Origin of the sequence: Paenibacillus sp. FSL P2-0173, from assembly GCF_038008045.1 — a bacterium.
GTDB classification, from domain to species: domain Bacteria; phylum Bacillota; class Bacilli; order Paenibacillales; family Paenibacillaceae; genus Paenibacillus; species Paenibacillus polymyxa_B.
This window is the reverse complement of record NZ_JBBOYK010000001.1, coordinates 1029520-1042334: the sequence shown is the minus strand read 5'-3', so window position 1 is coordinate 1042334 and position 12815 is coordinate 1029520. Positions and strand designations below refer to the sequence as shown.

The following is a 12815-nucleotide window of genomic DNA, read 5'->3' as shown; positions in this document are numbered from 1 at the left end:
TTAAGATGATAGGGATAAAAGAAAGTGGGGTTTTTCATGCATAGTTATAGGACTCATAACTGTGGAGAATTGGATCAAAAACATGTCGGCGAAGTAGTGAGAATTGCAGGATGGATAAAAAATATGCGTGACCATGGCGGGGTTATTTTTATTGACCTTAGGGATCATTATGGAGTAACGCAGATTGTTGTTTCTGATAATAACGAATTGAAAGATTTTGTATCAAAGATCAGCAGGGAGTCAACCATTTCTGTTACAGGCACTGTATGTAACAGATCTGAAAATACGATTAGTCCCACTATGAAAACCGGGCATATTGAGTTAGCTGCTAATGAGATAGAAGTTTTAGGGAAGGTAGTGAATCCATTACCTTTTGAAGTATCTTTAGCAAATGAAGCTCGGGAAGATTTAAGATTAAAGTATCGTTTCTTGGATCTACGGAATGAAAAAATACACAATAATATTATACTTCGTTCTAAAGTAATTCAAAGTATCAGAAGAAAGATGATCGATTTGAATTTTTTAGAGATCCAGACACCTATCCTGACAAGTTCATCTCCAGAAGGCGCCAGAGACTATCTAGTTCCTAGTAGAGTGCATCCAGGCCAATTTTATGCCTTGCCTCAGGCACCTCAACAATTTAAACAATTATTAATGGTTTCGGGCTTTGATAAATATTTTCAAATTGCTCCTTGCTTTAGAGATGAGGATGCAAGGGCAGACAGATCACCCGGCGAGTTTTATCAGCTGGATTTGGAAATGGCTTTTGCAACACAGGAAGATGTCTTTAATGTAGTTGAAAATATGCTATATGAAGTTTTCTCTGAATTTACAAATTTTAAAATTTCAAAGCCTTTTAGCAGGATTCCATATCAAGAAGCCATGCTCAAATACGGGAGCGATAAACCTGATTTAAGGAATCCATTAATTATCCATGATGTTACAGAGCTGTTTACAGAGACTGATTTTAAAGTATTTAAAAATAAAACGATAAGAGTTATTGCTGTTCCTGGTTGTGGAGCACAGCCAAGAAGCTTTTATGACGATATAGTAAACTTTGCTATTGAGGCTGGAGCGAAAGGCCTCTCATGGATTAAGTTCAACGATGATATGTCTCTTAGTGGCTCTATTGCAAAATTCATCTCTGAAGAGGTGAAAAACGAATTAATACATGTTACGCAAGCTAGTTCAGGATATGCACTGTTTTTTGCTGCTGATCAACTTGAAAATGTCGAAAAAATAGCCGGTGCTGTCAGAAATCAATTAGGAAAAAGACTGGATTTGCTGGAAAAGGATATATATAAATTTTGCTGGATAGTTGATTTTCCTATGTTTGAATTGGATCCTGATACTCATAAAATTGGGTTTAGCCATAATCCTTTTTCGATGCCACAAGGTGGTATGGATGCGCTGCTGAATATGAATCCTCTTGATATCCTAGCGTACCAATATGATATTGTATGTAATGGGATTGAACTGTCCTCGGGTGCTGTCCGTAACCATGATACGGAGATTATGGTAAAAGCCTTTGAGATTGCAGGTTATACATATGGAGATATCAAGAGTAAATTTCCTGCACTCTTTAATGCTTTTCAATTTGGGCCGCCGCCTCATGCAGGTATAGCACCTGGAATTGATAGGATTGTTATGATCATTGCAAATGAATCGAATATCCGAGAGGTTATTGCTTTTCCAATGAATAGCAAAGCGCAGGATCTATTAATGGGAGCACCTTCGGAGGTTACTGAGAAACAATTGAGAGATGTTCATATAAAATTGGTAAATACTCAGCCAGAAACAGAATAAACAGATTCAACAACATACTGAAAGCAAAGGCTGAATTCGGCACGTATTTGAATCTCATTGAGTGTGTTAAAAACTCTCCCTGCTAGATGCAGAGGAGAGTTTTTTTATTTAGCTCAGATTGGGGTTGTTCATTTTGCAATCTTCATCGGTACACTGGAAGGTATGGCAGGCTTGTCGAGTGGAGCTATGCCAAAAAGTAGAAATTATAGGAATACAGGAAAATCGAAATAGCTAGAAACGAAAGAATCAGCGTCGCGGTGTATACCTTTCTTAACAATGTTGTTTTGGTAACATTGCATCTTCTTACAGCAAGATAAGCGGCCGGTACAAAGGCAAGCCCAAGTACCCAGAAAAAGATAATATTCAAATTGAAATTGGACATAGGCTGAAAGGGGTCGCCTATCAATTGGATGCTGGAAGCAATGAGATTGACGATCACAAGCAGACCCAGCAATGGTATTACGGTTACACTGTCAGGGAAGGGAAGCCGCGAAGTACTCTTCTGCTTTCTTGCGTCCTTGAGCTTCCGCAGCCACCCTGTAATACCAAAAACAAACCCAAGCGCAAACCAAATGCCGCATGCCCCCACTAGAATATAACTGAAAATGGATGTTTGCAGGAAGGAGATCGGCAATTGGTCATCGATCACTCCATATGACAACTGCGTCACTTTACCATCGGCATTGGTTAAGAAAAAAAGACGACTGATGTTTAAGCCCGCGTAATCATAAGAAGTGCTCCCAGGAGTCACACGTTCAAAAAAATAGGGTTTGGTTTCTACATAATCAACATGAATATTCATGGATGGAATACTCAGAGTGATTCCGCCATTGCCGTTGGCTGTGACCACTTCTTCCGCATTGGATAATACGGGTATAAGCTTCAATATACCAGATGATACTGCACGAGCAGAACGGTATTTTCCCGCCACATCCGCGCTATGCTTCAACGTGCTATCCGCTTGCGGAGTAGCGTGGGAATCCCCAACAAACAGGTCAATGAGTTCGCTTCTTGCACCGGACATTTCATTTTCCACATTGGTCAGGATGCTGATCCCAAAGTTTTGATCCGGCACGATAGAGACCAGAGAGGAGAATGAATCTGTATTTCCACCGTGCTCGATAACACGATAATCTCCCGCGAACCGTTCCCAAAAGCCATGGGCATTCCCCGGAAGCTCGGGATAGTGGGTATATGAAGCCTCATGCATTTCTCGCAGGGTTTCATTCTTGTTGAATAGCGAATATTTTAAGGAATGCTCCATGTTCAGATGAGCAAGCATAAAATGAGCCATGTCCTCCGAAGTAATGTTTAACGCACCCGCCGGCACATCATTAAAGAAAACATTGGGCTTTGCCACCCAGTTTCCATCCTTCTTGGAGTAGCCTGTTGCTTTATGTTCGATAACCTCTGGGATAAGATCATATCGTTGTGTAAAGTAAGAATGTTTCATGTCTAGAGGCTCAAATATATGTTTCTGAATATAGGTTTCAAAAGGCATTCCGGATACACGTTCTATAATATAACCGGCCAGGTTGGTCCCATAGTTGGAATAAGCAATCACTGTTCCAGGCTCATAAATCTGTTCAGGCTGATTTCTGGGTGCGATATGCTCCTTGAGAGACCTAAGATCAGCAGGATCATGAACCAAAAGTTTTTCCAGGTGCTCCTCAAAACCTGCCGTGTGGCTCATCAGTGATTTCAGGGTAATAGGCTTATCAAAAGAAAGCTTGAGAAAGCCGTCAGGCAAGTATGTGCGGATGTCCGTATTCAAATCCAGCTTTTCCTGCTCAACCAGTTGCATTACTGCCGTCCAGGTGAACAATTTCGATACTGAACCGGCCTCCATATAGGTTGTTTCCGTACTCATGGGTGTTTGTTTCTCGATGTTTGAGTATCCGTAACCTTTTGAAAAAACAATTTTCCCGTCCTTTACTATGGAAACCGCAGCACCAGGAATCGCTGTTCCTATATATTTTTTCATAATTTGATCTGTTCTGTTTTCGATTTCGGAAATCGGAATTCCAGAGGGCGTGGTTGGAACGGACCCAGAAGCATATGCCTGGACCGGGATAAATGCCATCAATGCCAACAGGAACAAAGAGGCAAATCGTTTTTTCAATTTCATATCAAGTCTCCTTTTTGCTGCACTTGAATCTTTAAGGGCAGTCTGTTTTTTGGAACATTTTTAGTGTAGCAATCAAGTCTTTCTTATTTCTCTCCTGTTCCTTACTTTTTTCTTTCTCGAATTAAGCTTCAACTCTCAAGTGATTTACCGAAAAAAAGCTATATTTACGTTGGAACAGCTTTATATGTATGTTGCCAACCTATAAAATAAAGAGAAGAAGAATCCTCATAGTTGAAAAAAATAGGAGATGACAATAAATGAAAGCTTGTGAACCTCTAACTATTTCATCTGAAAGCGGATACAATCTTCAAACCGATGAAAGTGTGCCAATTGCCCACGCTTGGAACATGATTGCGCGAGATCATAAGCAAGTGTTTGGCCGCAAGCCATTGCAAACAGAAGTAGAGCCCTCGATCATTATCCGTTATGCGCAGGAAGGAGATAGCTGCCCGCATTGGCCAGAGGGCTATTGTCTGCGTTTTGTTGCTGGTAGCAAGGGAACGGTACTCCATATTATTGGCCGTGATGAATTAGGAATTATTTATGGACTGCTTCATTACAGCCGTTTCGCTCTGGGTGTGGAGCCGTTCTGGTTCTGGGCGGAGCTTCTCCCGCCTAAGCGGGATACCATCGTTTTGCCAAGTCAGAATGTTGACAGTATACCGTCCAAGGTCCGATATCGGGGATGGTTTGTCAATGATGAGGTATGCTTGATTGGCTGGAAGGAAGATTATCCACCAACGGAGCAGGTGTGGCAGCCCGTTTTTGAAGCGTTACTGCGGTGCGGTGGAAATATGGTGATTCCCGGAACCGATTTACCACGCACAGGTATCCATCATAAGCTTGCAGCAGACATGGGCTTATGGATCACACATCATCATGCCGAGCCGTTGGGGGCGGAAATGTTTTTGCGCGCCTTTCCGGGTAAACAAGCTAGCTACAGAGAGCATCCCGAGTTGTTTGAACAGCTGTGGCAGGAAGCGATTGAACGGCAGAAGGAAGAGAAAATTGTATGGGTATTGTCTTTTCGCGGGCAGGGTGACAAGCCTTTTTGGGAAGATGATCCTTCCTTTAATACGCCGGACAAACGCGGACAATTAATATCGTATGTGGTTCGCAAGCAGTACAATATGATCTGTGAATTTGTGGAGCAGCCCGTGTGCTGTATGGCGATGTATGGTGAGATTGCCGAGTTATACAAGCAGGGGCATATTGAAGTACCCGAAGGGGTGATCAAAATATGGGCAGACAATGGTTACGGTAAAATGGTATCTCGGCGCCATGGGAATCTCAATTATCGTGTACCAGCATTGCCCGAGGCGCAGGATGGGGGCAAGAATGGAGTATATTACCATGTGACCTTCCACGACTTGCAAGCGTCGAACCATCTTACCCAATTTCCCTCCTCTGCCAGCTTGATTGTAGAGGAATTAACGGCAGCGTTTACTACAGGGGCGGACGAGTATCTCCTGGTCAATTCAGGTAATATTTTGCCACATGTATATACGCTGGATTTAGTAGCAAATTTATGGACGAAGGGTAAAGTGAATACTGAAGAGCAGCTTACTGATTTTATCGGACGGCTGTACAGTAGTCAGCTTCAAGAGATTTCCCAATTATACAGGGATTATTCCCGTTGCACTATCGATTATGGCCCGCATAAGGATGATCGAGCAGGGGAGGAATTCTATCACCATCCGGCTCGGCAAATTATGGGGTATTGGCTACAAGGCAAAGAAAGCAGTGATGAACGGCTGTACTGGGCTACTGGAGAAAGGCCTTTTCCTGAACAGGTACGCTGGTTCAAGGAAAAAGCCGAGTCGGCAATCCCGGATTGGGTTGAACTACGAGAGCGGTGTCTACGAATCATGAAGCAGTTGTCTGAAGATGAATGTCGCAGGCTGTATAATCAACTGCTTGTGCAGATTGAACTGCATCTGAGTGGTTCACGTGGACTGGCAAGCTTATGTAGCGCTTATGGGCTGTTCCTTGAAAAAGATTATCCACGAGCTTTTATACAAGCTTCTCATGCCGTTTGGAGCTACCGGATGGGTAAAGAAGCGTTATCGCTCGCAGGAACTGGAAGATGGGAGCATTTCTACCGGGCAGATTGGTTAACCAATCTAGATAACACTATTTCTCATGCGGACACTGTGCGGAGATTTCTTCGTCTTCAGGGAGACAGTCCGGATATGTTCCTGTGGTCCAAACAATATTTAATGCCAGAAACAGAGAAATATATCTACCTGGAGAATACGCATCGCAAGCCCCTTCCCGATGATGAGTTGGCACGCTGTCTGGAGAAGGTATTATATTAAAAGGATCTTAGAACTTGTATGACTTCTGATAAAGAACCTTCCAATCCATGAAGTTAGATGGACAGGAAGGTTCTTTATAACCTGATCTACATATTCGTTGAGCTTCTTGCCAAGTGTGGATGTGATTCTCAGCCATCAACCGTCAATGTTTTTATAGGGCAATAGGTCTATTTCTTGGGGGAGAACTCGTGATTCTTAGCACGCCACGAAACTATGAAGGCAAGTAGCATAAGAATCAGTAACGCCCACGGGAAAGAGCTGCTTCCAAGTGTCTCCAGAAGAATTCCGCCAAGCAAACCGCCTCCACCAATGGCCAAATTCCAAGCGGTTACAAGCATAGACTGTGCCACATCCGCGCTCTCACAAGGCAACAGTTAAATAGACAACAGCAGGTTGGTGACTTCCGATTCCCAGCGCTAAAGATGCGATAGCGAAGCCGAAGGTACTCACAAGTACCAGTAGACGCAGCCAGCGGTCAATGAATACACCGATCAACCCGATTCCGGCAACAGAAGTTATTCCAAAAATAAGCAGCAACACATCTGTTTGGGAAGCCAGTCCAGCTTGATTTAGATAGGGAGCGATATAGGTGTAAAGAATATTATGCGCTAGCACCCAAATTAAAACGACAGTTAAAGGTATATTTTGATATAACTGAAGTACTATTATTTCATGGAGGGAATAACCGTATGGTTATAACGGGTGTATGTCTGTGAATATGAATCATCTTGAAGTGTTTATGAAGGTTGCGGAGAAAATGAATATGACGGAGGCTTCCAAAGCGCTGTTTATTTCCCAGCCTGCGGTTAGCAAGGCTTTGATCCAATTTGAAAATACTTTGCAGTGAAATTGTTTATTCGCGACAAGCAGAATGGACTCGCACTGACCGAAGTGGGAAAAGAAATGCTGAGTCTGGCCAGACAAATGAAGGAAATCGAAGATAAAATGGTTCAGCTTGCGTGTCAGGAGAATAAGCTTTTACGCGGTAAAGTAAAAATAGGCTCCTTCCCGGCAGCCTCTACGAACTTGCTTCCAGAAGCGATCTGCTTATTCCGCTCCCAATACCCCGATGTCACCATTGAACTGATGGAAGGAAACTCGAATCAAATTAAACAATGGGTGGAGGATCGCACTGTTGAAATTGGAATAGTAGCTTCTCCTTTCGATCATTATGACGTCCATATTCTTGAACACGATTCCATGGTTGCTATCATGCCGGAGAATCATCCATTGCAAGCAGAACATGAGGTTTCTCTGGAACAGAACAGGAACGACCTTATCTTCTGTAAAGGAGGACATGAATCTGCTGTGTTAAACACCTTGCATGAGCAGCAAATTCCTTTCCAGGAGAGTCTCACGGTCCAAACGGCTGAAACCTTAGTCCATATGGTCCAAAAAAAGTTGGGCATTGGCATTATATCGAAGTTTACGCTTTGCTCGGTGTCCCATACACTAATCGTTAAAGAGATCATTCCCCAAATTTCGCGGGATATCGGAATTATCGCGCATTCTTTTGATGAAGCGACCCCGGCAGCCCGTGAGTTTGTAAAAGCGTTGGGTCAGTTATATCGTTCGAGTGAGTAACTTAATAAAAGGGCCTTTGTAAAAGCAAGGGCCCTTTTTGTTTGGTTTGTATTGGGGAGATATGAGGAATGGAGTACAGAGATTATTTATAAAACGGGAGATTCATGCTGTTGTTGCAATACAGACTGAACAGCCCGCTGCCAGCCAGTATAATATTTCTCTCTGGTAGCCTCATCCATCTTTGGTTCGTATGCTTCATACATTTTAAGATTGGAAGCGATTTGCTCTGGATCGGACCAAAAGCCTGTGCCGAGCCCACCGAGATAGACCGAACCCATGGCCGACAGCTCGGCACATGTGGATCGGGTCACAAGGTTGCCCAGAATATCGGCCTGAAATTGCATCAGCCAAGTGTTGGAGGAAGCCCCGCCGTCCGTGCGCAGGCCGACCAACTCAATCCCGGACTGTTCCTGAATAAACTCTATAGCGTCCCGTACTTGGTAAGCGATGCTCTCCAGCGCAGCCCGGACGATGTGTCCTTTGCCAGTTCCACGGTTCATACCGATAATTGCCGCCCGGGCGTAGGGATTCCAATAGGGAGCGCCCATTCCGACAAAGGCAGGCACAAGATAGACGCCATCGTTTGCAGGAACGCTTTCGACTAAGCGCTGCATTTCCTCAAAGGTAGAGAACAGTCCTAAGTTGTCCTGCGTCCATTTGATGCTGTCGCCTGTTGTCCGGATGATGGCTTCAAGCGCATACGTAACAGTTCCGCTGGCCCCCCAGGCGATAGCGGTTACAAGTCCGTCACCGCCATCCACCGGATGATTCCCTACGTTCATTAATACAGAGGTACCCGTGCCAAAGGTTGCTTTGGCTGTTCCGGGCTTGAAACACAGATGCCCATACAATGCCCCTTGTGAATCCCCAATGACGCCCGAAATCGGTATTTTCTCATTGAAAAGGTCGCAATCTGCCGTATATCCGAAAATAGCGTCGGATGGTTTAACCTCAGGCAGCAGGGAAGAAGGAACGGAGAACAGCTGGGCAAGCTCTTCATCCCACTCCAGCGTGTGGATATTGAACAGCGATGTACGGCTGGCATTTGTAAAGTCGGTTGCATGGTTTTTACCGCCGGTAAGCTTCCAGACCAGCCAACTGTCCATGTTCCCTGCAAGTAGCCTCCCTTCAGCCAGCAGGTTGGCAGCTCCCTCCGTATGTTCAATGATCCATTTGAACTTGGCAGCGGAGAAATAAGGGTCAAGCATAAGCCCTGTTTTGGCGTGGATGGTTCTTTCGTGGCCAGCTTGCTTCAGCTCGGCGCACAGGTCCGCCGTACGTTGGCATTGCCAGACAACAGCATTATATATTGGCTGACCAGTCGTCTTATCCCACACCAATGCCGTTTCGCGTTGATTGGTGATTGTCAGCGCAGCTAGTGCGGACGGGTGGACGCAGGCTTGCTCCAATACGCTGCGGGCCGTTATTTTGACATTTTCATAAATTTCGAGCGGATCATGCTCTACCCAGCCGGGATGGGGGTAATATTGCTTATGCTCCATCCCGCTGCGGGCGATTACTGTACCCTGATGGTCTACAAGGAGTGCTTTGGTGCCTGAAGTACTCTGGTCGATGGCCAATATATATTGTTGATTGTGCTCCATATGCTTCGCCCTCTACTTATTAATCAATTCGAATGCAATTTGTTTGATATTGTCACCCGTAATGCCGTAGTGGTGGAAAACTTCCGCCGATTTACCGGCAATCGCCGGCTCATCCGGGATGCCGAGCACTCTCATAGGAACCGGGTGATTCTGCACAACAACTTCTGCCACGGCTGCGCCGAGACCGCCGTAAATGCTATGTTCCTCAACGGTAATGATGCGTCCAGTTTCACGTGCAGCGGTAATGATCGCCTCTTCATCCAGCGGCTTGATTGTATGCATGTTGATTACCCGGGCGGATATGCCTTCGTCGTTGAGTGCCTTGGCGGCATCGAGTGCGATTCGCACGGTTTCACCGACACCAATAATTGTAACGTCGTTGCCTTCTCTCACAGTTATAGCTTTGCCTATTTCGAATGGGTAATCATCGGTTTCGTAAACGTCCTCAACGGGATTACGCCCGATTCGCACGTATACGCCGCCGTCATATTTTACAAGCGCTTCGGTCAGTTTCTTCGTTTCGTGACGATCAGCAGGCAGGACAATCGCCAGTCCCGGAATTGCCCGAGCTACTGCGATATCTTGCACGGAGTGGTGTGACATGCCAAGCGCCCCGTAGCTGACGCCTCCGCTAATGCCGATGAGCTTCACATTTGTCCGCGAATAAGCAACGTCAACTTTGACTTGTTCAATACTGCGCATACTGAGGAAGCAGGCTGGTGAAGTCACAAACGGTTTTTTGCCGCTGTGGGCCAGGCCTGCAGACATGCCTACGATATTCTGTTCGGCAATGCCGACCTCGACGAACTGCTGCGGGAACGTATTGGCAAAGGGAGCCATTGCAGCAGAACCGCGCGAATCGCTGGCCAGTACCATGATATCACGGTCGTCTTTGGCCAACTCCAGCAGTGTGTCACAGATTACTTGGCGATTAGGAATTTTATTCATGCTTAATGCACCTGCCCTTTCTGCGTCAATTCTTCGATCGTTGCCTTTAGCTCTGTGAGAGCCAGCTCCAATTCTTTATCATTAGGCACATGGTGATGCCATGCCGGGACATTTTCGGCGAACGATACGCCTTTGCCCTTGGTGGTATTGGCCATAATTAACGTTGGCTTTCCGGCTACTTCAGGGGCGGACCTGAATGCCTTAAGCAATTCTTCCATATTGTTGCCGTTGATAGAGACGACGTTCCAGCCGAAGGCAGTCCACTTCTCTTCCAGCGGCTCCAGTCCCATGACTTCTTCGGTAGCACCGCTGATCTGGAGTCGGTTGCGGTCGATAATGCCGATCAGGTTATCCAGCTTATAATGAGAGCCTGCCATAGCGGCTTCCCAGTTGGAGCCTTCGGCCTGTTCGCCGTCTCCCATTAAACAAAATACACGGTAAGGACGGTCATCCCGCTTGGCAGCTAGTGCCATGCCTACGGAAATGGGCAGGCCGTGGCCGAGGGCCCCGGTGTTCATTTCAATCCCTGGAACCTTGTTGTTCGGGTGGCCAATGAGTCGGGTGCCGAACTGGCTATAGGTCTCCAGCTCTTCTTTTGGGAAAAAGCCCCGGTCGGCCAGAATACACCATAGAGATTCTACTGAATGCCCTTTGCTGGCGATAAAGCGATCACGGTCATCCCATTTTGGATTAGCAGGATCAACGTTCATGATTTTATAATATAAAGCCGTTAAAATGTCTGTATTGCTCAGCGATCCCCCCGTATGTCCCGTTTTGGCGCGGTGAATGATGGTTAGCAGGTCCATGCGGATTTGTGCGGCTTTTACTTTCAGTTCCTGGATTTCCATAATGTCCTCCTCAAGATAGGTATTAAAGGGATGGGCTTTGTCGCTTTAGACGTCTCAAACGTGAAGGTTCGGGCGCTTATTACGGGCGAGATCGGATCCTCTAAGCCAGCTTTGAATTTCCTGTTCCGTGGGATCGACCGGATCAGGCGTCAGGCCGGGTATATAATTGCAGGCCTCATAAATGGCCGGGATCACATTGGCATGGATACCTACGGAATGATGGACGTAAGGCCCTTTTACGAGTTTTTCCTCCCACAGCGGCCAATCGTTTACTTCCACCCATACGTAGGAGCCGCGGGTATAAGGACCTTCAATACCCCGGGCACGCCCGAGGAACATGGAGTACTCACCGTGGTCGCCGTCAAATCGGGCAATGGTCATACCGCCACCGCGGATTTCGCCTTCATGAGTTCCGGGAGAATGGTCGTCGAAGAGAAAATGTTTGCGTAACTTCGGTTTGTTCTCTACGGAGAGCGAGACCGGGAAATTGCCACAGTGGAAGAGAAGTTCGCCGTTATCATTCTCAGGATGTCGAACAGTAATATCTGCGAAGAAGGTTGGCAATGTGTTCATGGAGGCAGCCTGCACCATAATGGAAGTAATGGCTCCATGGATATCTGTTTCACAAGTAACCGGAATTTGTTCGTCAGTCAGGATTGCATTGGCCAGACACGGCATAATAGATATGGCATCCTGCAAAGAGGACCAGCACTGAATTGCGATAGCGCTGCTTCCCGTCTCACGGGCGAAGGATTTCATGGCGACCTTTAAAGCGGCTATCCGTCTTACATCATCTTCGGTCACTTCACTGTAATCGAGTTTTTCTTTAATGTAATCCATCGTTTCCAGAAGCTCTGAGCTATTGCTGGAGGCGATTTTTTTGGTTCTAAGCTGAATGTCGACAATGGTAATGGGATGAATCTCAATGCCGAAGCGTTCCAGCAGTTCGCCTTCATTGCACATCATCGTCCAGAATGAAGCGGGGCGGGGGCCAATCTGGAGAATGCGTAAGCTCTTGAATTGGCGCACGACGTTGGCGGCCGCCACAAAGTTGGTAAAGCCTCTTTCGAAAACCGGATCATTCACCCAACTGTTCGTTACATAGGTGAAGGGAACGTTGAATCTTCGCAGCACTTTACCTGTGGCGAAAATACCGCATTGGGTGTCGCGAAGGCGCATGCCGTCCGCAAGCGGCGCTTCATCCCGCGGTCCCCACAGCAGGACAGGCTTGCCGAGCGCCTTGCCTACACGAGCTACAGTATCTTCTGTACCAAAGTTGCAATGTGGGAAAAAAACAGCGTCGACTTCTTCTTCTTTGAATCGCTTTGCGATTAAATCCGCGTTTATATGGTCGTCATACAGCAAGCCTTCCTCATTAAGGCCCTCCAGGTCTACAATGTCGATATCCATGCCAAAACTCTCAATTTTCTTGCGAATTTCCACTTTGTACTTAAAGGCATCGTCGGCGCTGAACGTAAATCGGCGCGTCGGAGCATAACCCAACTTTAATTTCTTCATGATCATGTCTCCTCTGTACTTGAATAAACAACATTTGCTGAACAAAATAGAATAAATAAAC

9 protein-coding genes and 1 pseudogene are annotated in these 12815 nt (G+C 46.0%); 3 read left to right on the top strand and 7 right to left on the bottom strand.

Annotated elements, in window-relative coordinates:
* Positions 1-36: 36 nt before the first annotated feature.
* A complete protein-coding gene (aspS, locus tag MKX30_RS04590) occupies positions 37-1806 on the top strand; it encodes an aspartate--tRNA ligase (RefSeq protein WP_341062482.1) in 1770 nt (589 codons plus the stop codon).
* 184 nt (positions 1807-1990) lie between these two features.
* Here aspS and MKX30_RS04585 read toward each other — a convergent pair whose 3' ends face one another.
* Positions 1991-3934, bottom strand: a complete 1944-nt coding sequence (locus MKX30_RS04585) for a serine hydrolase domain-containing protein (protein ID WP_068941447.1) — start codon at positions 3932-3934, stop codon at positions 1991-1993.
* Between the two features lie 257 nt (positions 3935-4191).
* On the opposite strand from MKX30_RS04585, the gene MKX30_RS04580 reads away from it, so the two are divergent.
* Positions 4192-6252: a glycosyl hydrolase 115 family protein gene (locus tag MKX30_RS04580; protein ID WP_023989381.1), complete on the top strand. Its 2061-nt coding sequence runs from the start codon at positions 4192-4194 to the stop codon at positions 6250-6252.
* A gap of 167 nt (positions 6253-6419) precedes the next feature.
* Here the strand turns inward: MKX30_RS04580 and MKX30_RS04575 are convergent, their stop codons facing one another.
* Together MKX30_RS04575 and MKX30_RS04570 are read right to left on the bottom strand one after the other, a co-directional pair.
* Positions 6420-6602 carry a hypothetical protein gene (locus tag MKX30_RS04575; RefSeq protein ID WP_175405281.1) on the bottom strand — a complete coding sequence of 61 codons (183 nt, stop codon included), beginning with the start codon at positions 6600-6602 and terminating at the stop codon, positions 6420-6422.
* Positions 6603-6612: 10 nt separating this feature from the next.
* Positions 6613-6867, bottom strand: a complete 255-nt coding sequence (locus tag MKX30_RS04570; RefSeq protein ID WP_023989379.1) for an MFS transporter — start codon at positions 6865-6867, stop codon at positions 6613-6615.
* A gap of 91 nt (positions 6868-6958) precedes the next feature.
* Between MKX30_RS04570 and MKX30_RS04565 the strand changes: the two are divergent.
* Positions 6959-7836, top strand: a pseudogene (locus MKX30_RS04565) (LysR family transcriptional regulator).
* Positions 7837-7922: 86 nt separating this feature from the next.
* Here MKX30_RS04565 and glpK read toward each other — a convergent pair.
* The 4 genes from glpK to MKX30_RS04545 are packed head-to-tail and all read right to left on the bottom strand — an operon-like array spanning position 7923 to position 12754.
* Complete coding sequence (glpK, locus tag MKX30_RS04560; RefSeq protein WP_341062479.1) at positions 7923-9440, bottom strand: glycerol kinase GlpK; 1518 nt, start codon at positions 9438-9440, stop codon at positions 7923-7925.
* A gap of 12 nt (positions 9441-9452) precedes the next feature.
* Entirely contained in the window at positions 9453-10388 is a 936-nt protein-coding gene (locus MKX30_RS04555) for a transketolase family protein (RefSeq protein ID WP_023989377.1), read from the bottom strand.
* A gap of 2 nt (positions 10389-10390) precedes the next feature.
* Positions 10391-11236: a transketolase gene (locus MKX30_RS04550; RefSeq protein WP_341062478.1), complete on the bottom strand. Its 846-nt coding sequence runs from the start codon at positions 11234-11236 to the stop codon at positions 10391-10393.
* Between the two features lie 54 nt (positions 11237-11290).
* On the bottom strand, positions 11291-12754 hold the full coding sequence (locus MKX30_RS04545; RefSeq protein ID WP_023989375.1) for an L-fucose/L-arabinose isomerase family protein: 1464 nt from the start codon (positions 12752-12754) through the stop codon (positions 11291-11293).
* Positions 12755-12815 lie beyond the last annotated feature (61 nt).

Excerpts from the sequence above, each read along its gene's own strand:
- aspS (WP_341062482.1), top strand. The coding sequence starts at position 37 with ATGCATAGTTATAGGACTCATAACTGTGGAGAATTGGATCAAAAACAT.
- MKX30_RS04585 (WP_068941447.1), bottom strand. The coding sequence starts at position 3,934 with ATGAAATTGAAAAAACGATTTGCCTCTTTGTTCCTGTTGGCATTGATG.
- MKX30_RS04580 (WP_023989381.1), top strand. The coding sequence starts at position 4,192 with ATGAAAGCTTGTGAACCTCTAACTATTTCATCTGAAAGCGGATACAAT.
- glpK (WP_341062479.1), bottom strand. The coding sequence starts at position 9,440 with ATGGAGCACAATCAACAATATATATTGGCCATCGACCAGAGTACTTCA.
- MKX30_RS04555 (WP_023989377.1), bottom strand. The coding sequence starts at position 10,388 with ATGAATAAAATTCCTAATCGCCAAGTAATCTGTGACACACTGCTGGAG.
- MKX30_RS04550 (WP_341062478.1), bottom strand. The coding sequence starts at position 11,236 with ATGGAAATCCAGGAACTGAAAGTAAAAGCCGCACAAATCCGCATGGAC.
- MKX30_RS04545 (WP_023989375.1), bottom strand. The coding sequence starts at position 12,754 with ATGAAGAAATTAAAGTTGGGTTATGCTCCGACGCGCCGATTTACGTTC.